Source organism: Nitrobacter sp. 62-23 (assembly GCF_001897285.1).
Taxonomy (GTDB): domain Bacteria; phylum Pseudomonadota; class Alphaproteobacteria; order Rhizobiales; family Xanthobacteraceae; genus Nitrobacter.
Genome location: NZ_MKSM01000138.1, coordinates 39,178 through 65,497, shown reverse-complemented (window position 1 = coordinate 65,497; position 26,320 = coordinate 39,178). Strand labels below are relative to the sequence as shown.

The 26,320-nt window shown below is 63.9% G+C and carries 25 protein-coding genes; 5 read left to right on the top strand and 20 right to left on the bottom strand.

Going from position 1 to position 26,320, the window contains the following annotated elements; all coding sequences use genetic code 11:
* The 3 genes from glcF to BGO16_RS17415 all read right to left on the bottom strand — a co-directional run.
* On the bottom strand, window positions 1-1,048 hold a 1,048-nt coding region (gene glcF / locus BGO16_RS17425; RefSeq protein ID WP_292620417.1), incomplete at its 3' end, for a glycolate oxidase subunit GlcF.
* Complete coding sequence (locus BGO16_RS17420; RefSeq protein WP_292620416.1) at window positions 1,045-2,286, bottom strand: FAD-binding protein; 1,242 nt, start codon at window positions 2,284-2,286, stop codon at window positions 1,045-1,047. The genes glcF and BGO16_RS17420, both read right to left, overlap by 4 nt.
* A 160-nt stretch (window positions 2,287-2,446) precedes the next feature.
* Window positions 2,447-3,940, bottom strand: a complete 1,494-nt coding sequence (locus tag BGO16_RS17415; RefSeq protein WP_292620415.1) for an FAD-linked oxidase C-terminal domain-containing protein — start codon at window positions 3,938-3,940, stop codon at window positions 2,447-2,449.
* A gap of 407 nt (window positions 3,941-4,347) precedes the next feature.
* On the opposite strand from BGO16_RS17415, the gene BGO16_RS17410 reads away from it, so the two are divergent.
* Window positions 4,348-4,749: a cytochrome c family protein gene (locus BGO16_RS17410; RefSeq protein WP_292620414.1), complete on the top strand. Its 402-nt coding sequence runs from the start codon at window positions 4,348-4,350 to the stop codon at window positions 4,747-4,749.
* Window positions 4,750-4,957: 208 nt separating this feature from the next.
* On the opposite strand, the gene BGO16_RS17405 is transcribed toward BGO16_RS17410, so the two are convergent.
* Both BGO16_RS17405 and BGO16_RS17400 read right to left on the bottom strand, forming a co-directional pair.
* A complete protein-coding gene (locus BGO16_RS17405) occupies window positions 4,958-5,635 on the bottom strand; it encodes a TetR/AcrR family transcriptional regulator (RefSeq protein ID WP_292620412.1) in 678 nt (225 codons plus the stop codon).
* A 441-nt stretch (window positions 5,636-6,076) separates the two neighbouring features.
* Window positions 6,077-6,232 (bottom strand): DUF3096 domain-containing protein, encoded by a 156-nt coding sequence (locus tag BGO16_RS17400; RefSeq protein ID WP_292620409.1) that lies wholly within the window; start codon window positions 6,230-6,232, stop codon window positions 6,077-6,079.
* Between BGO16_RS17400 and BGO16_RS17395 the strand changes: the two genes are divergently transcribed.
* The gene (locus BGO16_RS17395) at window positions 6,225-6,404 is read left to right on the top strand and encodes a hypothetical protein (RefSeq protein WP_292620408.1); all 180 of its coding nucleotides are present in this window, start codon (window positions 6,225-6,227) and stop codon (window positions 6,402-6,404) included. The genes BGO16_RS17400 and BGO16_RS17395 overlap by 8 nt on opposite strands.
* Window positions 6,405-6,485: 81 nt before the next feature.
* The gene (locus BGO16_RS17390) at window positions 6,486-6,863 is read left to right on the top strand and encodes a DUF1236 domain-containing protein (RefSeq protein WP_292620406.1); all 378 of its coding nucleotides are present in this window, start codon (window positions 6,486-6,488) and stop codon (window positions 6,861-6,863) included.
* 184 nt (window positions 6,864-7,047) lie between these two features.
* Here BGO16_RS17390 and glyS read toward each other — a convergent pair whose 3' ends face one another.
* The 7 genes from glyS to BGO16_RS17355 form a co-directional block, all read right to left on the bottom strand.
* The gene (glyS, locus tag BGO16_RS17385) at window positions 7,048-9,306 is read right to left on the bottom strand and encodes a glycine--tRNA ligase subunit beta (RefSeq protein WP_292620404.1); all 2,259 of its coding nucleotides are present in this window, start codon (window positions 9,304-9,306) and stop codon (window positions 7,048-7,050) included.
* A 3-nt stretch (window positions 9,307-9,309) separates the two neighbouring features.
* The gene (locus BGO16_RS17380) at window positions 9,310-9,738 is read right to left on the bottom strand and encodes a DUF559 domain-containing protein (protein ID WP_292620402.1); all 429 of its coding nucleotides are present in this window, start codon (window positions 9,736-9,738) and stop codon (window positions 9,310-9,312) included.
* A 126-nt stretch (window positions 9,739-9,864) separates the two neighbouring features.
* Entirely contained in the window at window positions 9,865-10,812 is a 948-nt protein-coding gene (locus BGO16_RS17375) for a glycine--tRNA ligase subunit alpha (protein WP_292620400.1), read from the bottom strand.
* Window positions 10,813-11,035: 223 nt separating this feature from the next.
* Complete coding sequence (locus BGO16_RS17370; RefSeq protein ID WP_292620398.1) at window positions 11,036-11,224, bottom strand: hypothetical protein; 189 nt, start codon at window positions 11,222-11,224, stop codon at window positions 11,036-11,038.
* 118 nt (window positions 11,225-11,342) lie between these two features.
* Window positions 11,343-12,212, bottom strand: a complete 870-nt coding sequence (locus tag BGO16_RS17365) for a S49 family peptidase (RefSeq protein WP_292620396.1) — start codon at window positions 12,210-12,212, stop codon at window positions 11,343-11,345.
* 170 nt (window positions 12,213-12,382) lie between these two features.
* Window positions 12,383-13,141, bottom strand: a complete 759-nt coding sequence (locus BGO16_RS17360) for a methyltransferase (protein ID WP_292620394.1) — start codon at window positions 13,139-13,141, stop codon at window positions 12,383-12,385.
* Window positions 13,138-13,374 carry a DUF2007 domain-containing protein gene (locus tag BGO16_RS17355; protein WP_292620422.1) on the bottom strand — a complete coding sequence of 79 codons (237 nt, stop codon included), beginning with the start codon at window positions 13,372-13,374 and terminating at the stop codon, window positions 13,138-13,140. Before BGO16_RS17355 ends, BGO16_RS17360 begins: the two co-directional genes overlap by 4 nt.
* A gap of 154 nt (window positions 13,375-13,528) precedes the next feature.
* Between BGO16_RS17355 and BGO16_RS17350 the strand changes: the two genes are divergently transcribed.
* Window positions 13,529-14,539 carry a polyprenyl synthetase family protein gene (locus tag BGO16_RS17350; RefSeq protein WP_292620392.1) on the top strand — a complete coding sequence of 337 codons (1,011 nt, stop codon included), beginning with the start codon at window positions 13,529-13,531 and terminating at the stop codon, window positions 14,537-14,539.
* Window positions 14,540-14,679: 140 nt separating this feature from the next.
* On the opposite strand, the gene BGO16_RS17345 is transcribed toward BGO16_RS17350, so the two are convergent.
* The 3 genes from BGO16_RS17345 to BGO16_RS17335 all read right to left on the bottom strand — a co-directional run bounded on the left by BGO16_RS17345 (window position 14,680) and on the right by BGO16_RS17335 (window position 19,384).
* Window positions 14,680-15,597 carry a 4-(cytidine 5'-diphospho)-2-C-methyl-D-erythritol kinase gene (locus BGO16_RS17345; protein WP_292620390.1) on the bottom strand — a complete coding sequence of 306 codons (918 nt, stop codon included), beginning with the start codon at window positions 15,595-15,597 and terminating at the stop codon, window positions 14,680-14,682.
* A gap of 158 nt (window positions 15,598-15,755) precedes the next feature.
* Window positions 15,756-17,537, bottom strand: a complete 1,782-nt coding sequence (locus tag BGO16_RS17340) for a tetratricopeptide repeat protein (protein ID WP_292620388.1) — start codon at window positions 17,535-17,537, stop codon at window positions 15,756-15,758.
* Between the two features lie 185 nt (window positions 17,538-17,722).
* The gene (locus BGO16_RS17335; RefSeq protein WP_292620386.1) at window positions 17,723-19,384 is read right to left on the bottom strand and encodes an electron transfer flavoprotein-ubiquinone oxidoreductase; all 1,662 of its coding nucleotides are present in this window, start codon (window positions 19,382-19,384) and stop codon (window positions 17,723-17,725) included.
* A gap of 151 nt (window positions 19,385-19,535) precedes the next feature.
* Here BGO16_RS17335 and BGO16_RS17330 point away from each other — a divergent pair, with 151 nt between their 5' ends.
* Window positions 19,536-20,357 carry a uracil-DNA glycosylase family protein gene (locus BGO16_RS17330; protein WP_292620384.1) on the top strand — a complete coding sequence of 274 codons (822 nt, stop codon included), beginning with the start codon at window positions 19,536-19,538 and terminating at the stop codon, window positions 20,355-20,357.
* Between the two features lie 114 nt (window positions 20,358-20,471).
* Here the strand turns inward: BGO16_RS17330 and BGO16_RS17325 are convergent, their stop codons facing one another.
* The 5 genes from BGO16_RS17325 to BGO16_RS17305 all read right to left on the bottom strand — a co-directional run bounded on the left by BGO16_RS17325 (window position 20,472) and on the right by BGO16_RS17305 (window position 25,966).
* Complete coding sequence (locus BGO16_RS17325; RefSeq protein WP_292620382.1) at window positions 20,472-21,977, bottom strand: glycosyltransferase family 39 protein; 1,506 nt, start codon at window positions 21,975-21,977, stop codon at window positions 20,472-20,474.
* A 105-nt stretch (window positions 21,978-22,082) separates the two neighbouring features.
* Window positions 22,083-22,814: a ribonuclease HII gene (locus BGO16_RS17320; RefSeq protein ID WP_292620379.1), complete on the bottom strand. Its 732-nt coding sequence runs from the start codon at window positions 22,812-22,814 to the stop codon at window positions 22,083-22,085.
* A 274-nt stretch (window positions 22,815-23,088) separates the two neighbouring features.
* Complete coding sequence (locus BGO16_RS17315) at window positions 23,089-24,255, bottom strand: PA0069 family radical SAM protein (RefSeq protein WP_292620377.1); 1,167 nt, start codon at window positions 24,253-24,255, stop codon at window positions 23,089-23,091.
* 73 nt (window positions 24,256-24,328) lie between these two features.
* Window positions 24,329-24,892, bottom strand: a complete 564-nt coding sequence (gene moaB, locus BGO16_RS17310) for a molybdenum cofactor biosynthesis protein B (protein ID WP_292620375.1) — start codon at window positions 24,890-24,892, stop codon at window positions 24,329-24,331.
* Between the two features lie 150 nt (window positions 24,893-25,042).
* Window positions 25,043-25,966: a neutral zinc metallopeptidase gene (locus BGO16_RS17305; protein ID WP_292620373.1), complete on the bottom strand. Its 924-nt coding sequence runs from the start codon at window positions 25,964-25,966 to the stop codon at window positions 25,043-25,045.
* Between the last annotated feature and the right edge of the window lie 354 nt (window positions 25,967-26,320).

The following is a 26,320-nucleotide window of genomic DNA, read 5'->3' as shown; positions in this document are numbered from 1 at the left end:
GCAAATCTTTCGGAAGCTGCGTGATTTTCTGCCCGTGCTGAAGCGAACAGGCGGAATGATAGGCGATGACGAGATCGCTACGTTGCTGCGACGGCGGCAGGTCGAGGCTCGCGATGTACTCGGTGATATCCTTGGCGAGGCCCGAGACCCTCGCGGCCGGGACGGCGTAATCGCGATCCTCCCGCAGCAGATAACCGTAGTCCTTGATGACCGTGCCGCAGCCCGACGCCGTCACCACGATGGCGTCGAGGCCACCGCGTTCCGCCTCACGGAGCCAGGCCGTGATGTTGGCCCGCGCCCGCGCCAGCGCATCAAGGTCATCGCCCATGTGATGCGTCAGCGCGCCGCAACACTGCTCGTCCGCAACCAGCACCACCTCGACGCCGTGACGGGTCAGCAGACGGATGGCGGCCTCGTTGATGCGCGGCGCCAGCACCTGCTGGGCGCAGCCTTGCAGCAGCGCGACGCGGCCGCGCCTCAAACCCTTCGCCGGGAACACGCTGCCGGCGACCGCTCCGGGAGAGGGCAGCGAGGCCGGTGCGAGCGCCAGCATCGCCTTGATCCTGCGCAGGAACGTCGGCGTTGTCGCGCCGGCTTTCGAGCCCGGCAGCAGCGCCGCGAAAGGCCGGCCGAAGCGCGCCAGGATCATGCTGGCCCGAAACAGTTTCGGCCGCGGCAGCACATAGGCCAGAACCGTTCGAAGCAGCCGTTCGGGAAGCGGTCGTTCGTACTCCTTCGCGATCTTGACCCGCGCCTGGTCGACCAGATGCATGTAGTTGACCCCCGAGGGACAGGTCGTCATGCAGGCGAGGCACGACAGGCAACGGTCGATGTGCTTCACGACCTCGGCGGTCGGCGGCTCGTTCTTTTCGAGCATCTGCTTGATCAGGTAAATCCGGCCGCGCGGGCTGTCGAGTTCGTCGCCAAGCAGCACATAGGTCGGGCACGTCGCCGTGCAGAACCCGCAATGCACGCACTTGCGCAGGATCTTGTCGGCCTCAACGATATCCGGATCGGCCAGTTGAGCGGGCGTGAATTCGGTTTTCATGAGATCGGCGTCCGGGCCAGCCTGCCGCGATTGAGAATGCTTTTCGGATCGAAGCTCTGCCGCACCCGCTCGGACAATGCGGCGACACCCTTCGCCTGCGGATGAAACACATCAACCGCGCGCCGCGTTCCCTCGTCGGCCCGCAGCAGCGTCGCATGGCCGCCGATTGCGGCGAGCCGCCGGCGCAGCGGCGCGGCATGGGCATCAGCCGAAGGCGGCAGCGCCGCCCAGACCAGCCCGCCGCCCCAGTCGTAGATCACCTCGCCGCCGGTCTCGCGCGCCATCGCCTGACCGAACGCGCCGCCTCGCGCCGGCGGGCAGACGATCCGCCACACCGGATACGCGCCGAACGCGCCACCGGCCGCGAACGGAATGACGTCGCGGATATCGCGCCACAGGGCAGCCGACTGCGCCTCCTCGACGAGTTCGGCCGTTCCGAACGAGGCAAGGTCCGCTGCAAGCGCCGAGGCGCGGTGAGCGACCGAAGCGGCGATGCCTTCCAGCCGCAACAGCGTTATGGCCTTTCCTGCCGTTGTGAGGCCGGAAAGCGCGCCTTGCGCGGCCCCGAGAGCCGTGCCCGGCACATGCGCCGCTCCCGAGACGTCGTACGGCGAGCCCAGCGCCGCCGTCATCGCTCGGTTGGCGGCGACGTCATCGAGCCCGCGCAGCACCAGCGTGCGTTCTGTTTCTGCCTTCGGCATCACCTTGAGCGTCACCTCGGTCATGACCGCGAGCGTGCCCCACGATCCCGCCAGCAGCTTGCAGAGATCGTATCCGGTGACGTTCTTCACCACCCGGCCGCCGGCCTTGAAACTGTCACCGAAGCCGGAGACCGCGTGAACGCCGAGCAGATGATCGCGCGCGCCGCCGGCCTTGATGCGGCGCGGGCCGGCGAGCCCGGCCCCGATCATGCCGCCGATGGTGCCGCGGCCGGAGAAAGCATCGAGCAGCGCGGCGGTGTCCATCGGCTCGAACGCAAACTGCTGATTGCTTGAATCAAGCAGCGACAGCACCTCATCCAGTGCAGCGCCGGCCTGCACCGTGATGATCAGTTCGCTCGGCTCATAGGACGTCACCGCATTCAGCGCCGAGACGTCGAGCACCGCATTGGTCGCCATTGCATGGCCGATCGGCCGCTTCGAGCCGTGACCGATGATCTCGAGCGGCTGCTCGCCGGCGATCGCGGCGCGCACGGCGGCTTCGACATCGGCGGCGTCGCGGATGCGCAGCACGGTCACGGCGCCACCCCTCGTCGTCCCCGCGAACGCAGGGACCGATACGCCGTGCACTCTCGACAGGATCGCTGTCTCTCCGGTTTTCTCTTTCCACCACCACGGTGGTTATGGGTTGCTGCGTTCGCGGGGCCGACGCAGCACATCTGGTGCAGCACAACCACCCTCAAAACCTCGGCAGGTCCGGAAACGCCAGCTTGCCGCCGTGCACATGGACGCGGCCGAGTTCGGCGCAGCGGTGCAGCGTGGGAAACACCTTGCCCGGATTGAGCAGCCCTTGCGGGTCGAACGCGCATTTCAGCCGCTGCTGCTGGTCGAGATCGACCTCGCTGAACATATGCGGCATCAGGTCGCGCTTCTCGATGCCGACGCCGTGCTCGCCGGTCAGGACGCCGCCAAGCTCGACGCAGCAGCGCAGAATCTCCGCGCCGAACGCCTCCGCCTTCTCCATCTCCCCCGGCTTGTTGGCATCGTACAGGATGAGTGGATGAAGATTGCCGTCGCCGGCATGGAATACGTTGGCGACGCCGAGACCGTATTTCTCGCTGAACTCGCGGATACGCGTCAGCGCCCGCGGCAGCGCGCCGCGCGGGATGGTGCCGTCCATGCAAAGATAGTCCGGCGAGATGCGGCCGACCGCCGGAAACGCCGCCTTGCGCCCAGCCCAGAACAGGTCGCGCTCGGCTTCCGAACCGGAAATCCGGCAGGTGGTCGATCCGCAACCCAGCGCGATGGCCTCGACCCGCTTGATGAGTTCGTCGACCTCGATTGAAGAACCGTCAAGCTCGATAATCAGCAACGCCTCGACGTCGAGCGGATAGCCGGCATGAACGAAAGCCTCCGCCGCGTGGATCGCGGGCTTGTCCATCATCTCCATGCCGCCGGGAATGATGCCGGCGCCGATGATCCGCGCCACACACTCCCCGGCCGCCTCGACTTGCGCGAAACCGACCATCAATGCTCGCGCGGTTTCCGGCTTTCTCAGGATACGAACCGTGACTTCGGTGACAACGCCGAGCAACCCTTCGGAGCCGGTGATGATGCCCATGAGGTCGTAGCCTGCGTTCTCCGGCGTCTTGCCGCCGATGCGCAGGACTTCGCCCGACATCAGCACAAGCTCGCAGCCGAGCACGTTGTTGGTGGTCATGCCGTATTTCAGGCAGTGAACGCCACCGGAATTCTCCGCGATGTTGCCGCCGATCGAGCAGGCGATCTGCGACGAGGGATCGGGCGCATAATAGAAGCCCGCATGGGCCACCGCCTGACTGATGGCGAGGTTGGTGACGCCGGGCTCGGTGACGACGACGCGGTTGTCGAAATCGATCTCGCGGATGCGCTTGAACTTGCCAAGACCCAACAGCACCGCATCCTCCAGCGGCAATGCTCCTCCCGACAGCGAGGTGCCGGAGCCACGCGGCACCACCTTGATGCCGTTGTCGAAGCAATATTTCAGAACGCGCGACACCTGCTCCGTTGTTTCCGGCAGCACCACGACCATCGGCGGCTGGCGATAGGCGGTCAGGGCATCCGATTCATACGGCAGCATTTCCGCGGCGCTGGAGATCACGCCCTCGCCGGGCACGATCGCGCGCAAATCGGCAACGATGGCCTCGCGGCGTTCGAGAACCATCCGATCCGATGCGGGCATCATGATGGTCATGAACAGGTGCTCCGACTCGCGACCGCACCGCAGCGACCGCTAAAAGGCGTTCTGGATCAAACATATTTTGCATGTCTTGTGTAGGCATCGCCTGTTCTAATTAAACAGGATTGATCGGGTTTCAGTCGAATGCTACGCTTGTATGAGGCGGTTGTGCTCCAGGCACGATCGCCCCAAAAAAGAACCGGCTGCCGCTTGCCCGGCAAGCCCGTCGAGCGGCCTTTTTTGCGCCTCAATCACACTCGAATCATTCTAAGATCAGTGGTATCCTTCGATTCTGCGGTTCGCATCCAAGGTTGTCGCACGACCTGCGCGCTTCAGATATCGAGACACCCGACCTTTCCTGTCTGGAGAGGTAAATTCCCAACCGCTTCAACCTGAAGCCACCTAGAAACTCAGAGGTCTCCATGAAAACGTTCGCCATCTCCGCACTGACCGTCCTCGGTTTCGCGCTTGCTAGCGTAGGCAGCTCGTCCGCGGCGGACGTAGAGGCCGGAAAATCAGCCTTCAACAAGTGCATGGCCTGTCATACCATCGGCCCGGGCGCTGCGAACAAGGTCGGACCAGAACTGAACGGTCTGGACGGACGCAAGGCGGGTAGCCTGCCGGGCTATGCTTTTTCTGACGCCATGAAGAATTCCGGCATCACCTGGAATCAGGCGGAGTTCGAGTCATACATCAAGAACCCCAAGGCCAAGATTCCGGGCATCAAAATGGTGTTCGCCGGCATCACCAAGCAGAGCGAACTCGACAATCTCTGGGCCTACGTCTCGCAGTTCGATAAGGACGGCAAGATCGCGGCGAAGTAACCGCCATAGAGCGTGATCCGATCAAGTCGAAGCGGAGCATGCTCTCGAAAGCGTTGTCTGGTCGCATTGCTTGCGACGAAACGATAGCCACTTCGCCGGGAACAATGCTCTAGAGCGTTTTCGAGCGAAGTGGAGACCGGTTCACGTGAAGGAAACGCGTCCAATCAAAATCATACCCGCTTCTGATTCCATCAGAAGCGGAAAGGCTCTAGCAATCCCCTGCCGGCATCATGGCCGGCAGGGCAGCCTGCACCACAAGACCACGCGCACGCGCATCGGTCACGCCGACCGCGCGCAGCGCCAGCAGGGTTGCGGTCTGCACGGCGTCGCGGAGCTTCGCCGCATCATCGAGGTTGTCCGGCGCCAGCGGACCGACAAGAGATTCATGCAGCGCGCCAAGCAGCGCGGTCGCGGCCAGCGACGTATCCTGCGCCGGCAGATGCCCGGCACGTTGCGCCGCGGCGATGCGGGCTTCAATCTCCCCGGCGATTTCGCGGCGACTTTCCAGCCGCGTCGCTGCCACATCGACATCGACCGGTTCGGCCAGAATGCCCCAGGCCAGTTTCCGGTGCGACACAACATGCACCGCGACGGTGGCGAGGGCGGCAGCGAGCGCTGAAGACGGCCCCGGCGCTGCGTCGGCTGCGGCGCGTATCGCGGTCAGTTCGTCGCGCGAGACTTCCTTGATCAGTTCGGAAATCAGATCCGCCTTCGAGGGGAAATAACGATAAACCGTACCGGCGGCGACATCGGCGCGAACCGCGACCGGCGCGATCTGCACCGCCGCCATGCCGCCGCTAATGGCCCTATCACGCGCTGCCGCCAGGATGGCGCGCCGCCGCGCCGCAAGGCGCTTCATGACCTGATGGGTGCGCCGATAGACCATGCGCTTATGTCCCTACAGCGTTTTCAAGCGAAGCACGTCCTCGGGCGCGACCGAGGAACAGATACCGGTTCGCGTGAAGAAAACGCGCCAAATCAAAATCCTAGAGCCGGTTTCTGAGCTCTGGAGGTCTCGATTCAACTTGCGTTGAACCAGCCTCTCATCCGGCCTCCTGACCGGGCATGATCTTTCCTGAAACCAGTCTCGACCCTGGATCGAATCCCGGGCAGGCTTTTTCGGATCATGTCCCGGCGGACACAGCCGGCTCTGGCAGCGGAAGGACTGAATACCTGTTCAGGCCGGAAGGCAAGCAGCATTCGAACCGCCCGCCATGATCGTCATCGCGGCAGCGTAACCTGTGATCGGATGCGCAATCCCGCCTGCGCCTCGTGTCGGAATGCGTCGGTGCGCTCCGCTACGGCGCGCGAGCCGACATCGCAGACATCAGAGGTGAAGCATCTTCAACACGCCAAGCCCCTGGAGGCCGACGAAGATGAGATAGATGGCAATGACGAAATTGAGGAAGCGCGGCATCAGCAGGATCAGGATGCCTGCGATCAATGCCACGATGGGCTGGATATGCGCTGCCGTGATGACCATTGAGAATATCTCCCCTGAAGCGATTTTGCGAATCGCGAAAAACTTTATCCGCCGCACCCGCTTCGTGATAGCGGCCGCAGACGATGCCGCCGGTTCCGCCTCACTTATGGCGTTGCCGAAAATTGCCGCAGAAATGCCGAACCGCGTCGGGGAACGTTGGCAGGCCGGATGAATTGGCATGACGACCCGACTGCGCGCTAAAGGCGCGCGTTCGGCACTGCGAAGTGTTCGACACCACAAAGGAGGTCAACCAATGCGCCATACGGCCCTGGCTGTTGCTACATTTGTGACTGCACTCGGCACCACCTTCGCCGCTCACGCGCAAGGCGCCACCGTCGGCGTCGCGCCGTCGACCGATATGCCCGTCACCCAGCAGGTCGAAGTCGACGCCCACGGCGGGATTGTCGACGATCAGCGTCCGGCGTTTCGCGACTACGTCGTGACCGAGCGCATTCCCTCTTACACTGTTTCACAGCGCATCGTTGTCGGCGCGGTCCTGGCCGATGAAGGCGTGACCCTCTACGACGTGCCGCAGCGTTTCGGCGCGACGCCGTATCGCTACACCGTCGTGAATGGTGAAACCGTGCTGATCGAGCCGCGCACGCGCCGCATCATGCAGGTGATCGACTGATGCTTCCGCGCCGGGCCCCGCATCGCTTCGATGCCGCGCATTCGGCATTTTCCCTTCAAGCGATTCGTGTGACGACAACGGCACGATCGGAGCCGCCGCCACGCGGGTAGAAGGAGCCCCGTCCCGCCACCTCCAGGGACGGGGTTTCCGGTTTACCGCGAGGGGCGCCGGCACCGTTGCAACGTCAATCCTGAATCCTGGAGAAATCCGCGACCGTGCGTGTCGCGGCGCGAATTTCGTTGAGCAGCTTGAGGCGATTTTCACGGATCTCGGGCTTGTCGTCGTTGACCTTCACCTTGTCGAAAAAGGCGTCGACTGCGGGGCGCAGTGTCGCCATGGCCTCCATGGCGGCGGCGAAGTCCTCGTTGGCCACGGCGGCACTCGCCTCGCGCTTTGCTCCATCGACGGCCTTTGCGAGCGACTTCTCTTCGTCGAGCCTGTAAAGCGAGGCGTCCGGCGCGCCGTCGAACGTGCGCTTATCCCGCTTCTCCTCGATGGCGAGGATGTTGGACGCGCGCTTGGTGCCGGCCAGAAGATTCTTGCCGTCGTCGGTGTCGAGGAATTTTCCGAGCGCCTCGACGCGGCGGACGATCATGAGGAGGTCGTCCTGAGCATTTTCCAAGACGGGATTACCTTCGGCATCCCTATTGCCAAGCGCAAACACCGCATCGACCAGATCGTGCCGCGCGCCCTGCTCGCGAAGCTGAACTTTTAAGCGATCGGCGAAGAAGGCGAGAAGGTTTGATATCAGCTCTGGCTCAACCGGAACCGATCTCGGATTCACCAGATCGATATCTCCTTGGCTATCCTTGACGGTATCAAAGACAGTCTTTGTTCCGTGCACTTGCTCATGGATGATACTCTGGTGTTGTGAGAGCAATGGAGTGAACGAAAGCCGTATCCCATTTTCCAGCACCAGCCTGATTACGCCAACCGTTGCCCTTCGCAGCGCATAGGGATCCTTCGATCCCGTCGGCTTTTCATCGATCGTCCAAAACCCGACCAGCGTGTCGATCTTGTCGGCGAGCGCCACCGCGATCGAGACGGGATCGCTCGGCACACGGTCGTTCGGTCCCTGCGGCTTGTAGTGCTCCTCGCACGCCGCGGCGACGGATGCATTCTCGCCCTGCGCGAGCGCGTAGTATTTTCCGATCAGGCCCTGCAACTCGGGGAATTCGCCGACGACCTCGGTGAGCAGATCGGCTTTGGCTAATTCGGCAGCCCTCTGAACATCATTAAAGAAGTTTTTGGTTGTGTCTTGATAACGAGGACGAACGACCTGATCCCACTTTTGAAGCCGCTCACTGATCACGCGCGCCAAAGCCTTAATGCGCGCGATCCGCTCGGCCTGGGTGCCGAGCTTTTCATGAAACACGATTTGCTCGAACTTCGGTAGCCGGTCTTCCAACCTGGTCTTCAGGTCGGTCTCGTAGAAGAACTTCGCGTCCGACAGCCGCGCGCGGATCACGCGCTCATTGCCGGCGACGATCGCCTTGCCGCCGTCGCTCGCCTCGATATTGGCGACGAGAATGAAGCGATTGACGAGTTTGCCGGATTTCGGATCGTTGACGACAAAACACTTCTGGTTGTTGCGGATGGTGGCGCGGATCACCTCGCCCGGTATCGACAAAAATTCCTTGTCGAACGAGCCCATCAGCACCACCGGCCATTCAACGAGGCCCGCGACCTCGTCAAGCAGCGCCTGATCCTCGATCGGCTCATAGCCTTGCGCGAACGCCAGATCTTTCGCGTCGGCGAGGATGATGTCCTTGCGTCGCTGCGGATCGAGCACGACCTTCGCCGCCTGCAATTTCGCTTCGTAATCCTCGAAGCGGCGCACGCTGAATTCGTCCGGCGCCATGAACCTGTGACCGCGCGTTACCTGCCCGGCTTTGATGCCGGCGACCTCGAACGACACCACGTCCGGCTCCTCGGTCTCCATGCCGAAGGTGGCAACGATCGAATGCAGCGGCCGCACCCATGTCAGCGCGCCGGGCCTGGCCGAACGCTCGCCCCAGCGCATCTGCTTCGGCCACGGAAAGGTGCGCACGATCACAGGCAGGAATTCCGCGAGCACGTCGATCGCCGGACGACCAGGCTTCTCGATCAGCGCGACGTAGAAATCGCCCTTCTTCGGATCGCGCTGGATCTTGGCTTCATCCAGCGATTTCAATCCGGCCGCCTTCAGGAATCCCTGCACCGCAGCGTCGGGCGCGCCGACCTTCGGTCCCTTGCGCTCATCCTTGAGATCGGGTTGACGCAGCGGGACGCCGTGCACCGTGAGCGCGAGGCGGCGCGGCGTGACGAAGGCTTTCGCGCCTTCATAGACGAGACCCTCGGCGACCAGCTTGTCGGTGACAAGCCTGCGCAGGTCGTCCGCCGCCTTCGCCTGCATGCGCGCGGGAATTTCCTCGGAGAATAGTTCAAGCAGAAGATCGGGCATTCGCTACTCCGAGCGCAGAAGTCCACCCTCCCCTTGAGGGGGAGGGTCGTCTGCCGGAGGCAGGCGGGGTGGGGTGACATCAAGCGCCCGATAAATTGCTTCCATCACAGACTTCGGTTTGTTCATAACGTCGTTATTCCAGAACCTCAGCACACGATAACCTTCTGCATTCAGCCAGCGCGTTCTGGCATCGTCGCGACGTTTGCCGCCATCCGTTCCATGCTGTGATCCGTCGACCTCGATAATCAGCCGCGCTGCCAGACAGGCGAAGTCTGCAATGTAGGGACCAATCACGGCCTGCCGTCTGAAATGACTTCCTTTCACATTAAGCTGGCGAAGATGACGCCAGAGAACTGCTTCGGCATTCGTACTGTCGGACCGCAAGCGTCTTGCAGACTGGCGTTTGAAATCACTAACCGTCCTTTTGATCACGGAGTGCACCCCACCCCGGCTCGCTCATGCGCGCAAGAGCGCTGCAAGCTCGCCGACCCTCCCCCTCAAGGGGAGGGTGAAAGCCCACACCCCCGCTTCCGCTCATTCCGACTTCGATACAATTGCTCACCCCGCCCTGCCCGCTTCGGTATGGAGCCACGCCTCGCCGCAGGCCTTCGCCAGGTCGCGCACGCGCAGGATGTAGCTTTGCCGCTCGGTCACCGAGATCACGCCGCGCGCGTCGAGCAGATTGAAGACGTGGCTCGCCTTGATGCACTGGTCGTAGGCCGGCAGCGCCATCAGGTGCGCCTCGTGCTTGCCGGGCTGCTTCGGATCGTCCTGCCAGCCGGCGTCGAGGTATGTTTTGCACGCGCTTTCGGCCATCCTGAACTGCTCGAACAACATCGCGGTGTCGGAGTGCTCGAAGTTATGCCGCGAATATTCCTGCTCGGCCTGCAGGAACACATCGCCGTAGCTCACTTTGTCGGCGCCCTCGCGGCCGTTGAAGTTGAGATCGTAGACGCGGTCGACGCCCTGCACGAACATCGCCAGCCGCTCCAGCCCGTAGGTGAGTTCACCCGCCACCGGAGCGCATTCGACGCCCGCCACCTGCTGGAAATACGTGAACTGGCTGACTTCCATGCCGTCGCACCAGCACTCCCACCCCAAACCCCACGCCCCCAGCGTCGGGCTTTCCCAGTCGTCCTCGACAAAGCGGATGTCGTGTAGCGCGCTGTCGACCCCGATCGCGGCCAGGGATTTCAGATAGAGGTCCTGGATGTCCGGCGGCGACGGCTTGAGGATCACCTGGAACTGATAATAGTGCTGCAGGCGGTTCGGATTCTCGCCGTAGCGGCCGTCCTTGGGACGGCGCGAGGGCTGCACATAGGCCGCGTTCCACCGTTTCGGCCCCAGTGCGCGAAGCGTGGTCGCGGGGTGGAAGGTGCCCGCCCCCACCTCCATGTCATAGGGCTGCAAAATCACGCAGCCATAGTCCGCCCAGTAGCGTTGCAGGGTCAGGATCAAGCCCTGGAACGAGCGTTCCGGGCGCATGTGCGGAGGCTGGGTATCCATCGGACTTGTCGGAGATTCGGGTGAATGCGCGGGGACCGTATCGGCCGGAGAAACCCAAATCAAGCGATGGCGGAACAAGCGCTACCAAAGCCGGCATTCCAGCGATGACGGCGCGCACAACCCAGTCCGCCGGTCTCACCGCCGGACCTGTAGATATCGGTGCCCGCTTTTCATGGCGGTCCGGCCACGGGCAAAGCCGTTCGCGCGCCCGTCCCAGCCGGGTTTAGTCGGGCCGGTAGGCGCCGGTGCGGGAATCGCGCCGCAGGGTCGGAATGTCGCGGCGCGCCGGCTCTGCAACACGGGCCATCCGCGCTTCCTCAAGCTCCTGATTGATCCGTCTGGCGGTGTTGTAGAGCCAGCGGAACGCGACTAGTCCACCGAGGGTAGCTGCAAGTGCAATCAGCGGCGGCATCGGTCGATCCTTTTCCTTCGTTGTCGGACTCATATTTGTTTATATTCTTGCCCAACCTGATCGTTCCCGCAATCGCTGTTTCAAGACCAAATAGTGCAGAATTTCGGCGCGGCGGGCCTTAAAAGCCGAATTTGGCCCAAATCGCCCGGGTCTCAAGCGCGGAAATCAGATCGTCCGGCAGGCCTGCGATCCCATCGAACGAGGCCAGGGTCCCGGCTCCCGCCTTGCGGCCAAACAGTCCGGCCAGAAAACCGCTCGATGGCGCGATCAGCGGAGTCACGACCTTATCGCCGAAGCGCGCCCGCAGCGTCGAACGGAGATCGCCGATCGCGTCCGCAAGGCCGAGCGCAACGGCGCGCTCGCCTGCCCAGTATTCGCCCGTGAACAGGAGATCGTCCGATCCCTTCAGGCGCGTCCTGCGGCTTGCCTTGACCAGTTCGATGAAGGTGGCGTGAATCTCGCGCTGGATCGCTTTCAGCCGCGCCACATCCTCGGGATTCTCGGGCAGAAACGGATCGAGCGTCGCCTTGTGTTCACCCGACGTGTAGAGCCTGCGCTCGACGCCAATCTTCCGGATCAACTCGGTGAAGCCGAAGCTGCCGCCGACCACGCCGATCGACCCCAGGATCGAGGACGGATCGCAGAAAATCTCGTCGCCCGCGCACGCGATCATGTAGCCGCCGGAGGCTGCGACATCCTCGACGAATACCAGGACTGGAAGTTTTTTCTCCTTCGCGAGCTGCCGGATGCGCAGGTAAATCTGACGCGACTGCACCGGCGAGCCGCCCGGCGAATTGACAACCAGCGCCACCGCCTTGGCGTTGTCCACTGCGAACGCCCGCTCCAGCGTTCTGGCGACACCCGCAAGCGTCATGCCGGGCCTGAGCGGCGTGACGGCGCCGATCACGCCGGACAACCGTACTACCGGGACCACCGTCGTGCCGGGACGCCATCGCGCAGGAACTAGTTTCATCAACGCTGCTCTCATGCCGTCTCCTTCCGCTCCGGTGGTTCTGCATCATGCAACCGCCGGAAGTTACACAAGGATGTATGCAGCTGAGATGATTATCGGTAGTCTTCTCAAAGCCTTTTACCTCACATCTGCTTCAAACGGCCGCAAAGGATGCGCGAGCGCCGTGCACAACGGCTCATCCGCCGTCACATCGCCAAGACCTGCGCGCCGGCCAAAATCTCAAGGCTCTCTTCGCCCGGCAGGCCTGTCTCGTCGGCGAGCACCAAACCCGGGCAAAGCCGGAGCGGCGCGCGGCTGCCTTTGACGGCGCGAACCAGGATGCGGATCGCGGGCTTGCCGGCATCCGGATGCACCGGCCGTATCGCGACGCCACCGAAGCCGCGGCCGAGCGCGGCCAGCACTTCCGCCAGACCGTCGCTGCGCCAGATCAGGCTGAGCGCGCCGCCGGATTTCAGCACGCGCCGCGCCGCGTGGACCCACCTGTCCAGCGTGGCGGGCTCAGCGAGATGAGCCGCGCGACGATTCTGATCCGGCGACGGCCGGTGCCGCTCCGAATCGTTGAACGGAGGATTCATCAGCACCACGTCGGCGCTGTCGGGACCGAGACCGGCGTCTGAGAAAACCTCCGCCCCGGCTGTGACATCGAGGGTGCAGACCTGCGCCGCGATCCCGTTGAGAACCGCATTGCGGCGCGCCAGGTCGGCAAGGGCTTCGTCGCGTTCGACCAGCGTCAGGTCGATGCCGGCAAGGCGCGTGGCCACCGCTAATCCAGCCGCGCCGACACCCGCCCCGAAATCAACGATCCGATCGCCGCTCCTGCCCGGCGTCGCGGCGGCAAGCAGCATGGCGTCATGGCCGGCGCGATGGCCGGACAGGGGTTGATACAGCCGCAGCCGCCCGCCAAGAAATGCATCTTCGCGCACTTCAGGTCGTGTGCCGGTCATCGTCCGGAGTCGTCGGGCCGTAATTCATGGCCCAGCCCGGCTTCGGTGAGAAGCCGGCGTGCTTCGGCGTTGTCCTCGTCATGCACCAGAATGCGGCGCGGCAGGATGCCAAGCGAGCCCTCGACCACGCTCATGTTCTGGTCCAGCACCAGATGATGGATGTCGGCGCCGTCCAGCAGCGCGCCGATCGCCGACACCAGCACCACATCGTTGGTTCGGACCAGTTCGCGCAATCCCGCATTCTCCCGCGCCTCGCGCAGCTTCACGGCCCTGTGGCCCATGTCAACCGCGACATGTCAACAACTACCTGCGCTTGCCGCGCCAACCGCCTCTTTCTATTGTAACCGTCGCAAACGGCGCGGATAGAGTAAATTCGGAGATCCTTGCTTGGCGGTCATCGTCCCCTTCGAAAGCCACTCGACGGCTTCCATCGACCAGCTCGTCGAGCTCGTCGCCGCCGACATGGAACGCGTCAACGCCACCATCCTGTCGCGGACCGGGTCGGACGTGACGATGATCCCGGAGGTCGCGAACCACCTGATCTCGTCCGGCGGCAAACGGCTGCGCCCGATGCTGACGCTGGCGATGGCCCATCTCGCCGGCTATTCCGGCGAGGGCCACATCAAGCTCGCGGCGTCCGTGGAATTCATGCACACCGCGACCCTGCTGCACGACGACGTGGTCGATGAGAGCGAGCTGCGCCGCGGCAAGCTGTCGGCGCGCATGGTGTGGGGCAACGAGGCCAGCGTTCTGGTCGGCGACTTCCTGCTTGGACAGGCATTCCGCATGATGGTCGAAGTCGGCTCGCTGCGCGCCCTCGACATCCTGTCGTCGGCTGCCGCCACCATCGCGGAAGGCGAAGTCATGCAGCTCGCGGCGGCGAAGAACACCGCCACCACCGAAGACGAATACCTCGCGGTCATCCGCGGCAAGACCGCCGAGCTGTTCGCCGCCGCCTGCGAAGTGGGGCCGGTGCTCGGCGGCCGTCCGAAAGCCGAGGAGACGGCGGCGGCCTCCTTCGGGATGAATCTCGGAATCGCCTTCCAGCTCGTCGACGACGTGCTCGATTACGGCGGCAAATCGGCAAAGCTCGGCAAGAACGTCGGCGACGATTTCCGCGAGGGCAAGATCACGCTGCCGGTGGTGCTGGCGTTCCGCCGCGGCAACGATAGCGAGCGTGAATTCTGGGTGCGGGCGCTGGAGGAAGGCCAGATCGGCGACAACGATCTCAATCAAGCCATCGGGCTGATGACCAAGCATCGCGCCCTGGAGGATACCCTCACCCGCGCCCAGCACTATGGCGCGATGGCGGTGGACGCGCTGGCGCTGTTTCCGCGATCGCCGATGAAGATCGCACTGGAGCAGGTCGTGGCGTTCTGCCTGGCGCGGTCACACTGAAAAAAAGATCGGCAACTCCCCAATCGTCATTCCGGACGCCGCAAGGCGGCGATCCGGAATCCAGTATTCACGGATTTTCTCTTGTCGCCGGATTCCGGGTCGCGCTTCGCGCACCCGACCTGAAAGACTTTTCAACAGCCTTAACTCAGCACCCCCGCATGGACCCACCATTGCGGATGATCGCGTTCGATCGTCTGCGCGGCGCGAAGCGCGTCCGCCTCGTTGCTGAAGATCGCAAAGCACGTCGCGCCCGAGCCCGACATCCGCGCGAGCCGCGCGCCGGTTGCCCGCAACCTCGCGAGCACCTCGCCGATCACCGGCTGGATGCGGATAGCGGGCGCTTCGAGATCGTTGACGCCGTCCGCGAGTAAGGCGAGCCAGTCTTCTATCGGTGCGCCGGCTTTCGGCCACGCGATCGCTTCGATCACATCGGAAACGCCGGCGTGCAGCTCGCCTTTGCGGAGGCCAAGCGCGGCGAAGACGTCCTTCGTGGCGACGGCAATGCGCGGATTGACCAGCACGGCCGGCATCGCCGGCAAACCCAGCGGCTGCAAGGATTCACCGACGCCCGTCATCACGCAGGCTTCCGAGCGGACGCATACCGGCACGTCGGCGCCCGTCAGCCGCGCCGCCTCTGTCAATCGCGGATCGTCGATCGCGACGCCATTGGCCTCCGCGAGCAGCCGCAACGCCGCGGCCGCATCCGCCGAGCCGCCGCCGATGCCAGCCGCGACCGGCAAATGCTTGTCCAACGCGAAAACGCCCGTCTTCAGGTTTGCGACCCGCTCACTGAGCAGCCGCGCCGCCTTGAGCACCAGATTGTCCGCAACCTCGCCGCACTCATGCGCGCGCGGACCGCCGGCCGCGAGCGACAGGTTCGCGGCCGGCGTCAAAGTGAGGCGGTCGGCGCAATCGGCAAATGCGACCACGCTTTCGAGATCGTGAAAACCATCGACACGCCGGCCCAGCACCCGCAGGGTCAGGTTGACCTTGGCGCGCGCGGTCTCGCTCAACGCCGGAGCGGCCGATGTCATGCTGGTGGCGCCGGTGACGATCATGGCGGATGTCAAATCCAAAACCGCGCGCGAATCAAATGGTTTTTGCGATTGCGCCGCGCTCCGCGATTCGGCGGAGACTTCATCGAATGTGCAAAATCGACCGCACCGAAAACGCCGGGTTGAGCGGACCGAAGACGTCGGCCCCGTTGGTCCTCCGCTCAGCCGCCCTTGCCGTCTTCCTTCTTTTTGTCCGCTGACGCCGCGGACGGCGTGTCATCCGCCGGCAGGCCGTTTTCGATCTTGGCCTCGATCTTCGGCAGCTCTTCGGGCTCCGGCTTCAGGTCGCGCGCGTGCGCCCACTGAAATTTCGCCTCCAGCGTCCGGCCGACGCGCCAGTAGGCGTCGCCGAGGTGATCGTTCACCGTCGGGTCCTCGGGCTTGAGGTTGATGGCGCGCTCCAGCGTCTTGACCGCCTCCTCGTAATTGCCGATGCGGTAATAGGCCCAGCCGAGGCTGTCGACGATGTAGCCGTCGTCCGGCCGCTGATCGACGGCGCGCTTGATCATCTTCATGGCTTCGTCGAGGTTGAGGCCGCGGTCGATCCAGGAATAGCCGAGATAGTTCAGGACATGCGGCTGCTCGGGCTGAATTTCGAGCGCCTTCTTCATGTCGACTTCGGCCTTGTCCCAGTTCTTCGACCGCTCCTCGCAGATGCCCCGGAAATAATAGTAGACCCAGTTCGGCTTGTCCTTGGCCTCGGCGATCACGTCGATGCCCTTGGCATAGGTTTTCGCGCAATCGGCGAACTTCTTGTGGCCGCGCTCGACATTGCCCAGCGCCATGATGGCTTCCAGATCCTTCGGATCCTGCTCCGTGACATCCTTGAGAATCTTGATCGCCTCGTCACTGCGATCGACGGCGTCGAGGTTGGTCGCGAGTTGAATCTGGGCGTTGCGCTTCAGCGGCGAATCGGCGGGCATGCGCTGATAGACGCCGATCGCCATCTCCGGCTTCTTCACCGATTCATAGAGATCGGCGAGCGACAACAGCGCCATCGGATGGTTGGGGGCGAGATAGAGCGCGAGCTGCAGATAGACCAGCGCCAGATCCTCGCCGCCGCGCCGGGTCAGAGACGCGCCGATGCCGTAAAGAGCTTCGGCGGCGCCGGATTGCGGCGAGCTGACGAGCTGGGGCAGTTTCTTGCCGGCCTTGGTCTCCCTGATGCCTTCCAGAATCAGGGGGTGCCGCGCCAGTTTGTTGTCGAACGATTCGTACACGGCCAACGCCGCCGCATCGTCCTTGTTGCGCGACAACCATCGCGCATAGGCATCGGCCACGCGAAGCGCGGAATCGTCGAGCTTGTAAGCGCGCTCAAGGCGAACGCCAGCCTCCTTTTCCCGGCCGGCGAGATCGAGCAACATCCCCGAGTGCAGGTCCTTGAAGATCGGGTACCATTCCGGACCGGTGAGCTTGTCGATATTGGCGACAGCCCGCTTGACCTCGCCGGCGCCATAGTCGGCCCAGCTCGACAGCAGCGTCGCCACCAGATCGGTGATGGGGCCGCGAACGGACTGATCGATGTTTTTCCGGGCGGCGGCGTACTTCTTCAATTTGAGATTATGAACGCCGATCACCAAGCGGGCGACGCGATTGGATTTGTCGACCACGAGGATGCGGTCGGCGAGCTTCACGGCCGCATCGATGTCGCCCTCCGCCAGCGACGAAATGAACGCACGATCAAGAAGCTCGTTGTTTTTCGGGTCGGTCCGCAGCGCCGTGCGATAGAACGCCGCCGCGGACCTGGCGTCGCGTTCCACGCTGGCATGGCGCGCAGCAAGATAGCTGCCCGTCCTGGTCATGACGCGCAAATCGCGCGCGCTGGGAAACTGTGCGGTATCGGTCGGATGGTCGGGCGTCTGCGCCGCCAGCGGGCCCGCCAGCACGAACGAGGCCGCGGCAGCAATGGTGATCGCCAAGCGATTGAAACGAATTGACAACATCGGGATTCGCTCAGCTCCAGGTTTGACGGCGGCCTTTGGCAGTTTCGGATGCGGGTAGGCGGCCGGCTCGCATCGCGACGCCCGCTTCTAACATTCGCGCCGGCTTTGCGCGAGGGTCTTTGGGACCGCTGGGAATCAAGGGAGGCTTAAAAAGCGGCGTTGTCCAGACGTTCACGGAATCGTGGTCACATCGCCTCGTAGTTGGGACCGCCGCCGCCCTCCGGCGGAACCCAGGTGATGTTGCCGTTGGGGTCCTTCGCATCGCAGGTTTTACAATGGACGCAGTTCTGGGCGTTGATCTGGAAGCGCGGACCGTCGTCCCCCTCGATCCATTCGTAAACACCGGCGGGACAATAACGGCTCGAAGGCCCGGCGTAGACATCGTGCTCCGAGGTTTTTTGCAGGGTCATATCGGCGACCTTCAGATGAACTGGCTGGTCCTCCTCATGATTGGTGTTGGACAGGAACACCGAGGACAACCTGTCGAAGGTCAGCTTGCCGTCCGGCTTCGGATAGGCGATCGGCGCGTGCGCCCTCGCCGGATCGAGCGTCTTGCGGTCCGGCCTTGCGTGCGACCAGGTGCCGAACAGCGAGAACCCGAACAGCGTGTTGGTCCACATGTCGAGACCGCCCAGCGCCACGCCGACGATGGTGCCGAACTTCGACCACAACGGCTTGACGTTGCGGACCTTGAACAGGTCCTTGCCGACCGCGGATTCGCGCCAGGCATTCTCGTAACCGGCAATCTCGTCGTTGGCGCGCCCGGCCTCAAGCGCCGCCGCGACATGCTCGGCGGCCAGCATGCCGCTACCCATCGCGTTGTGAACGCCCTTGATGCGCGGAACGTTGACGAAACCGGCCGCGCAGCCGATCAGCGCGCCGCCCGGAAACGTCAGTCGCGGCACCGACTGATAGCCACCCTCGGTGATGGCGCGCGCACCATAGGCCAACCGCTTGCCGCCCTCGAACACGCCGCGGATCGCGGGGTGCGTCTTGAACCGCTGGAATTCCTCGAACGGCGACAGATAGGGATCGTCGTAATTCAGGTGCACGACGAAGCCAACCGCCACGCGATCGTCGTCGTAGTGATAGAGGAACGAGCCGCCGCCGGTGGAATTGTTGAGCGGCCAGCCGAACGAGTGCTGGATCAACCCGTTGCTGTGCCTGGCGGGATCGACCTGCCAAACTTCCTTGAGACCGATGCCGAATTTCGGCGGCTGGCTCGTTTTGTCGAGTCCAAACCCTGCGATCAACTGCCTGGACAGGCTGCCGCGGGCGCCTTCGGCGAACAGCGTGTACTTGCCGCGCAGCTCCATGCCGCGCACGTAGGAGCTTTTGTGCGAGCCGTCGCGCGCGATACCCATGTCGCCGGTCGCAATGCCACGGACCGCGCCGCTGTCGTCGTAAAGCACGTCCGTCGCCGCAAAGCCGGGATAGATCTCGACGCCGAGCGCCTCCGCCTTCTGCGCGAGCCAACGGCAGAGGTTGCCGAGCGAACCGATGTAGCAGCGATGATTGTTCATCAGCGGCGGCATGAGGAAACCGGGCAACCGGATCGCGCGGCGCGGCGTCATCCAGAAAAACCGGTCATCCTTGACCCGCGTCTTCAGCGGGCAGTCGGCGTCGCCGCGCCAGTCCGGCACCAGGGCGTCGAGCCCGGCCGGATCGATCACCGCACCGGACAGAATATGCGCGCCGACCTCGGAGCCCTTTTCGACAACGACGATGCTGAGACCGGCATCGAGCTGCTTGAGCCGGATCGCAGCCGACAGACCCGACGGTCCGGCGCCGACAATAACGACGTCGAAATCCATGGCTTCACGGGGCGGCAATTCGTCGCTGCTCATGATCTGTTTCTGCAACCGGCGGTCTCTGCGTCTGTCGAGCGTTCAAGCCTTGTTGTTTCCGATTTTTTGTTTGAGAACAACCATGGAAAGCGCCTTTCGGCGTTCCGCGCGGGGCGCCGCCAAGGTCGTCTCAAAACCCGTGGATGCCGTCATGAGTTCCGATCCCGCACCCACCGCCCGAGATCTCATCGCCTTTTATCTTGAGGCGGGGGTGGATTGTGCGCTTGAGGAGGAGCCGATCGATCGTCTGTCCACCTGCGACAGACCGACCGCCCCACTCGCCGAAACGCCTCCCGCTCCGGCCCGGCAGCCGCCCGACCGCGCGACCGCGGCGGCGCCTCGCGGCGCGATCGCGCCGCCGCCCGAGATTGCCATCGAATCCGCGCGCGAGGCCGCCCGCACCGCTCCCTCGCTGGAGGCGCTGCGGACGCTGCTCGACGGCTTCGAAGGCTGTTCGCTGAAATTCACCGCGTCGCGGCTGGTGTTCGCCGACGGCAATCCACAGGCGCGGCTGATGTTCGTCGGCGAGGCGCCGGGACGGGACGAGGATATCGAAGGCCTGCCGTTCGTCGGCCGTTCAGGCCAGCTACTCAACCGGATGATCGCGGCGATCGGCCTCAAGCGCAGCGACGTCTACATCGCCAACGTCATTCCATGGCGGCCGCCCGGCAACCGGACGCCGACGCCGCAGGAAACCCAGATCTGCCTGCCGTTCATCCGGCGCCAGATCGAACTCGTGAATCCCGACGTTCTGGTCACGCTCGGCAATCCCTCGACGCAGACGCTGCTGCAGACCCGCGAGGGCATCATGAAGACCCGCGGCAAATGGTTCGACTACGACACCGGCACGCGAACGGTCCGCGCCATCGCGACGTTCCATCCGGCATATCTTCTGCGCTCGCCGTCCTACAAGCGCATGGCGTGGCTCGACCTGCGCGCGATCGCCAGGGTGCTGGAAGAGACGGCCTCATAGAAGCCTTTCCGCTTCTGATGAATCAGAAGCGAAGCCCTATGTTTTTGATTTGATGCGTTTTCTTCTACGCGAACCGGTAGCCACTTCGCTTGAAAACACTCCAGCTTTCTTTCGTCACGACGCTTTCGGCCGGACGATGCCCCAGCCGATCCGCAACGGGGGAAGCCGGCCGTTGACGAGACGGTCGAACGCCCGCGGAATTTCCGGAACGATGCCGGGAAACCGCTGCGCGATGGCAGCGGGCGGCGTGCCCGCGGTATCAGATGCACGCCAGACCACGACGCCGCCGAGTTCGTTGAATCTCTCCAGAGTGATCCAGGGTGTGCGCCCGGGAGTTGCATCGAGCAGGAGATGCGGCCGCGACGGACCAAGCGCGACCAATGCCGCGAGTTGCGGATCGCCGGCGACCGCCTGCAGCGGCCGGCTGGTGCGGCGCTGAAAATTCTCGCCGAAGAAACGACTGATCGCCGAGGCAGGAATGGACGTCGCGACCTCGCTGCTCGCGAACCACGGCTGAACGACGATGGTCGCGATCACCACAAACGCCGGGGCCACAACGGCGGCGAGCCACGCCACGCGCAGCACACGCAGGCGACGCAGATAAATCTCCTCGCCCGAGAGCAGGACGACCGCAAGCCCCGACATCGACAGCGCAATCGCCGCACCGCCGACGACGTGATCGATTCCGAACAGCGCCGCGACCAGGCTTCCGCCGAGCGCCGGCGCAAGCGCAAAGACATAGACGAAATTCCGCGCCAGCGGGTCGACCGGAGGGCGGACGATCACCGGCGCGTCTTCGGGTTTCCAGTTGACGAGATTCGAATTGAGGACGACCAGCAGGGCAAGCCCGGACATCGCGATGATAAGAGAGATGAGCAATTCACCCCAGCGCAACAGCCGCAGGTGCAACTCAAAAATGGGAGGCCAGGGCGGCTCGCCGAGCGCGTCGGCCCTCACCAGCCAGATCAGATAAGGCAGCGCGAGCACGGCAATCACCAGCAGCGCGAACAGCGGCTCGACGGATTCCAGAGCCTTTCGGCCGCGCGCCGTCGCCATTGCGAACACGGCCAGCAACAGCAATAACCCGGCAGCCGCCGGCGTGGTCAGCAGCAGCACACCGGCTTCGATCGACAGGGCGAACCACGCATTGCGGCGACCCTGGGCGATGATCTGCCAGGAATGCAGCAACAGCAGCGACCATAGCGGGAAGGCGAGCACCAGCGGACCGAACGTCAGGCCGGGCGCTCCGAACGCGGTGACCGTCATGGTCAGCAGGATCGCGAGAACCGCCTGCGGACCGCCGACGATGGTCCTGGCCAGCTCGTACAGAACGCGGAATGCAACAATGAAGCAGAGCTGCGACAGCAAGTAGACGCCAAACATATGGTTGCCGGCGGCGCGGTAGGCGATGTCGCCGAGCCAGAACGCCAGCGGCGGCCCGAGATCCGTTCCGACCCGATACTCACGGCCGAACGCCAGCGCGGTTGCGAGATCACCCGGCGGACCTCGATACAGCAGCAGCGGCACCGTGAGCCAGATCGCCTGAAACAGCACCACGATCCAGACCACCAGCAACGGCCGGGCGCGGATCAGTTCGACAACCAGCGAGGTAAAGCGCATGAAGGGCCTGATTGGCGGCGGGTCTTTGCGAAGTTTCCGGGTGCGCGAGTGAGGCGGGTGTGATTGATAAGGCGCGGGAGCCGGCGAGGCAACCGGCCCGACAGATCACATCGCCGCCTCGACGGCTGTCCCGGCCGATGTCTCGCTCGCGGGGGCGCTTTCCCCAATCGGCGCCGCGCGGCGGCGTTCGCGCGCCGCAACCACCGGCGCGAAGTAGCTGCGATGATGCGGGCTCGGTCCGAGACGGCCCAACGCATCAAGATGCTCGGGGACCGCATAGCCTTTGTGAGACTCAAAGCCGTAGCCCGGACAATCCTGCGCCAGCTTGCACATCAGCCGGTCGCGCGTGACCTTGGCGACGATCGAGGCGGCCGCGATCGACAGCACGAGGCCATCACCGCCGATCACCGGCTCGCACGCGCAAGCGATCTCGATCCGGTCGCGGCCATCGACGAATACGTGCTGCGGCATGTCCGGCAGCGCATGGACCGCGCGCCCCAGCGCCCACAACGACGCGCGCAGGATATTGTCGCGGTCGATCCGCGCGGTCGATGCGCAGGCCACCGCGAAAGACGCGGTCGCGGTGATCTCCTCGAACAGTTCCTCCCGCCGCGCCGCAGTCAGGCGCTTGGAATCGTCGATGCCTTTCGGGATTCGTTTCGGGTCGAGCACCACCGCGGCGGCGACCACCGGTCCGGCCAGCGGCCCGCGTCCAACCTCGTCGCAACCCGCGACCGGCCACACGCCGCGCTTGATGAGCGCACGCTCGCGCCGAAAGCTCGGCTGCACGACGGCGCTCGATCTCCCCGGCTTGTCCCTGGACGGATCCCGAATCATACGTGGATGGTGCGAAAACCAACCCGCCGGCGCAACCAGGAACCGGACGCCATGCCCGTTATTCCGGCGCCTCATTGCCGGACATAGCCGTTTGAAGAACGGCGTCGCTTCCACCAGCATGTGCGAAGAACAGCATCGCTTTCGCTTGCCCAGGAGCCCGGCAATCCATCCCCCTCCCTCTATTTCTCCCCGCTTGCGGAGGGGATGGGGCGAGGGTGATGCCCGGATCAAGTCCGGACATGACGATGATACTTCCATCAGACGCAGGAAGACTCTAAAACAGGCTCAACTGCTGTCCACTGCGTTCGGGCTTCGCAAAATGCTCCGTCGTCAGTTTTGAACGCTTTTTGTTGAGGCCAAGTTTTTCACAGGCGACCTCGAAGCGGCGGCCGATCATCCAGGCCATCGGCCCGGCGCCCTTCATCCGCGTGCCCCACTGCGAATCATAGTCGCGGCCGTTGCGCATGTCGCGGATCAGCGTGAAGACATGGCGATAGCGATCGGGGTAGTTCGCCATCAGCCATTCGCGGAACAGGTCGCGCACCTCTAGCGGCAGGCGCAGCAGCACATAGTTCGCCTCCCTGACGCCGGCATGGGCCGCAGCATCGAGAATCCGCTCGATCTCGCAGTCGTTCAGCGCCGGAATCACGGGAGCCACCATCACCGTGGTCGGAATGCCGGCCTCCGACAGCATTCGCAGCGCCTCCAGCCGCCTCATCGGCGTCGATGCGCGCGGCTCCATCGTGCGCGCCAGCCTGGGATCGAGTGAGGTCACCGAAATCGCGACCTTGACGAGATTGCGCTTCGCCATGCGTGACAGGATGTCGATGTCCCGCGTCACCAGCGCCGATTTCGTCACGATGCCGACCGGATGCGCCGCACGCTCCAACACTTCGAGAATGCCGCGCATGATCTTCCGGTCGCGTTCGATCGGCTGGTAGGGATCGGTATTGGTCCCGATCGCGATCATTTTCGGCTCGTAGCCGTCGGCTGCCAGTTCCTTCTCCAGCAAGGCGGAGGCGTCCGGCTTCGCATACAGCTTCGATTCGAAATCCAGCCCCGGCGACAGGCCGAGATAGGCGTGGGTCGGCCGCGCAAAACAATAGACGCAACCGTGCTCGCAACCCCGATAGGGGTTGATCGAGCGGTCGAAGCTGATGTCGGGCGAGTCGTTACGGGTAATGACTTTTCGCGCGGTGTCGATCGCGACCGTGGTCTTGAATGGCGGCAGTTCGTCGAGGCTCCGCCAGCCGTCGTCGAAGGCGGTGCGCGCTTCGATCTCATATCGGCCGCTGGCATTGGACTGCGCGCCGCGCCCCCTCCTCCGCTCGCGATCGATCGCGACCTCAAGCTCGACGAAGGAAGAAGGGGCGGCGTCTGCCGGCCCGGGAGACGACGTGACCGGTGGACGCCTGCGGGCGAGAGAAGACGCTCTGCTCATGCATGGACAATAACATGCAATTAGAACAAATCAAGAACAAAATCTCAACGTGTCCCCCGGCCGTGGCGCGCCGTCAGACCGAGGCGCCCCTGGCCTTCGGCCGGCGCAGATGTTCATCGAGCCTCGGCATGATCTCGACGAAATTGCAGGGACGGGTGCGGTAATCGAGCTGCGGCGCCAGGATGCCGTCCCAGCCGTCGCGACAGGCGCCCGGAGAGCCGGGCAGACAGAAGACGAGGGTCGAGCCCGCGGTGCCGGCGGTAGCGCGGCTCTGGATCGTCGAGGTGCCGATCTTGGCGTGACTCATCATGTGGAAGGCGACCGAGAAACCGTCCATCCGCTTCTCGAACAGCGGCTCGACGGCCTCGGGGGTGACGTCACGCCCGGTGAACCCGGTCCCGCCCGTGGTGATGACGACATCGATGCCCGCGTCGGCGATCCATCTTTTGATGACGGCGCGGATCGCCTCGACGTCGTCGGTGACGATCTCGCGCGCGCCGAGCTTGTGACCGGCGGCGGTTAACCGCTCCGCCAGCGTCGTGCCTGATTTATCATCAGCGAGCGAGCGCGTATCGGATACCGTCAGCACCGCGATGTTGAGCGGAACGAAGGCTTTTGTCTCGTCGATGGACGGCATGGCACTTAATTCCCCGTGTCCTGGACGCGGTGCAACGTCTCGTCGACGGTGCACCGCAGAGCCGGGATCGTTAAGGATCTGATCGCTCGCAACGGCTCCGGCTCTGCGAAGCAATACTCTGGTATTGCATCGCGTCCGGAGCACGCAACATTACAAACTATCCGCAGCGAAGGTGTTGCAAGCCTGCACGCTGCCCTGCTGATAGCCGATCATGAACCAGCGCTTGCGCTGCGCCGCCGAGCCGTGCGTGAATGAATCCGGCACCACGCGGCCGGTCGCCTGCCGCTGCAACGTATCGTCGCCGATCGCCGACGCCGTGGTCAGCGCGGCGTCGATATCGCCGGCTTCGAGGAAGCCCGGACGCTTCCTCTCCTCGCGGTTGACCCAAACGCCGGAGAGGCAGTCCGCCTGCAGCTCGACCTTGACCTGCAGCGCGTTCGCCTCGGCCTTGCTGCCGGCCTGCTGCTGCAACCGCGTCACCTTCGGCAGGATGCCGAGCAGGTTCTGGATATGATGCCCGGCCTCGTGCGCAATGATGTAGGCCGCGGTGAACCTGCAGGCGCTGCCCGAACAGCCATGGAAGCGCGTTTCCACCTGTTTGAAGAAACTGGTGTCGAGGAATATCTGTTTGTCCGGCGGGCAATAGAACGGCCCCATCGCGGACTGCGCCATGCCACAGCGGCCGCCATTGGTGGCGCCCCGGAACAGCACGATGCGCGGCCCCGAATAGCTCTGTCCGCTGGCCCTGAAGATTTCGTCCCAGCGATCGTCAATTTCGCCGAGCACGCCGGAGATCATGCTGCCCATTTCGTCGGTCGGCGCGCCGGTCTTGCCCTTCGACGAGGAGCTGTCGGTCTGATAGCTCGGCGCCGAGCCGCCGCCGGTCAGGATTTCCGCGCCTCCGATCAGGATGCGCGGGTCGATGCCGAAGGCATAGCCGACCAGGCCGAGGATCAGAACCGTGCCGATGCCGAGGCCGCCGCGCCGGCCGAAACCACCGCCTCCACCAAATCCCCCGCCGCCATCGCGACGGTCGTCGATGTTGTCGCTGCGGCGAAAATCGTCATCACGCATGGCGTCCGTCCTCGTCTCGACCGCGACATCACCGCGACCGGCGACGCCAACGTAAAATTTCCCCTTCGTTAATCAATAGCCTGCCCGGCAATAATTGCCTAGTGCGGTGGTTCAGTTGCCCAATCGAATCCGTCAAGCGAACTTCTGAATCGGGACACCAGTGCGGTTCAGGTCGGGACGTTCGCCCGACCGATCTATCGGAACATCGAAAACGAATGTCCGGACCGCGGCATTCGCGCATGATCGCGCGGCGTCGCGAAAAACCCCCGTGGCGCCGCCTCCACCGATTCTGCTTCCCGTCGCTTCAGTCCGATCGCATTGACGACGAAGGCTGTGGCCGCAACGCACGCATGA

What these genes read in the sequence shown, in the direction of transcription:
- BGO16_RS17415 (WP_292620415.1), bottom strand. Translation starts at nt 3,940, where the DNA reads ATGACCATCATGATGCCCGCATCGGATCGGATGGTTCTCGAACGCCGC.
- BGO16_RS17410 (WP_292620414.1), top strand. Translation starts at nt 4,348, where the DNA reads ATGAAAACGTTCGCCATCTCCGCACTGACCGTCCTCGGTTTCGCGCTT.
- BGO16_RS17405 (WP_292620412.1), bottom strand. Translation starts at nt 5,635, where the DNA reads ATGGTCTATCGGCGCACCCATCAGGTCATGAAGCGCCTTGCGGCGCGG.
- BGO16_RS17395 (WP_292620408.1), top strand. Translation starts at nt 6,225, where the DNA reads ATGACCATTGAGAATATCTCCCCTGAAGCGATTTTGCGAATCGCGAAA.
- BGO16_RS17400 (WP_292620409.1), bottom strand. Translation starts at nt 6,232, where the DNA reads ATGGTCATCACGGCAGCGCATATCCAGCCCATCGTGGCATTGATCGCA.
- BGO16_RS17390 (WP_292620406.1), top strand. Translation starts at nt 6,486, where the DNA reads ATGCGCCATACGGCCCTGGCTGTTGCTACATTTGTGACTGCACTCGGC.
- glyS (WP_292620404.1), bottom strand. Translation starts at nt 9,306, where the DNA reads ATGCCCGATCTTCTGCTTGAACTATTCTCCGAGGAAATTCCCGCGCGC.
- BGO16_RS17375 (WP_292620400.1), bottom strand. Translation starts at nt 10,812, where the DNA reads ATGGATACCCAGCCTCCGCACATGCGCCCGGAACGCTCGTTCCAGGGC.
- BGO16_RS17370 (WP_292620398.1), bottom strand. Translation starts at nt 11,224, where the DNA reads ATGCCGCCGCTGATTGCACTTGCAGCTACCCTCGGTGGACTAGTCGCG.
- BGO16_RS17365 (WP_292620396.1), bottom strand. Translation starts at nt 12,212, where the DNA reads ATGAGAGCAGCGTTGATGAAACTAGTTCCTGCGCGATGGCGTCCCGGC.
- BGO16_RS17360 (WP_292620394.1), bottom strand. Translation starts at nt 13,141, where the DNA reads ATGACCGGCACACGACCTGAAGTGCGCGAAGATGCATTTCTTGGCGGG.
- BGO16_RS17345 (WP_292620390.1), bottom strand. Translation starts at nt 15,597, where the DNA reads ATGATCGTCACCGGCGCCACCAGCATGACATCGGCCGCTCCGGCGTTG.
- BGO16_RS17340 (WP_292620388.1), bottom strand. Translation starts at nt 17,537, where the DNA reads ATGTTGTCAATTCGTTTCAATCGCTTGGCGATCACCATTGCTGCCGCG.
- BGO16_RS17335 (WP_292620386.1), bottom strand. Translation starts at nt 19,384, where the DNA reads ATGAGCAGCGACGAATTGCCGCCCCGTGAAGCCATGGATTTCGACGTC.
- BGO16_RS17330 (WP_292620384.1), top strand. Translation starts at nt 19,536, where the DNA reads ATGAGTTCCGATCCCGCACCCACCGCCCGAGATCTCATCGCCTTTTAT.
- BGO16_RS17325 (WP_292620382.1), bottom strand. Translation starts at nt 21,977, where the DNA reads ATGCGCTTTACCTCGCTGGTTGTCGAACTGATCCGCGCCCGGCCGTTG.
- BGO16_RS17320 (WP_292620379.1), bottom strand. Translation starts at nt 22,814, where the DNA reads ATGATTCGGGATCCGTCCAGGGACAAGCCGGGGAGATCGAGCGCCGTC.
- BGO16_RS17315 (WP_292620377.1), bottom strand. Translation starts at nt 24,255, where the DNA reads ATGAGCAGAGCGTCTTCTCTCGCCCGCAGGCGTCCACCGGTCACGTCG.
- moaB (WP_292620375.1), bottom strand. Translation starts at nt 24,892, where the DNA reads ATGCCGTCCATCGACGAGACAAAAGCCTTCGTTCCGCTCAACATCGCG.
- BGO16_RS17305 (WP_292620373.1), bottom strand. Translation starts at nt 25,966, where the DNA reads ATGCGTGATGACGATTTTCGCCGCAGCGACAACATCGACGACCGTCGC.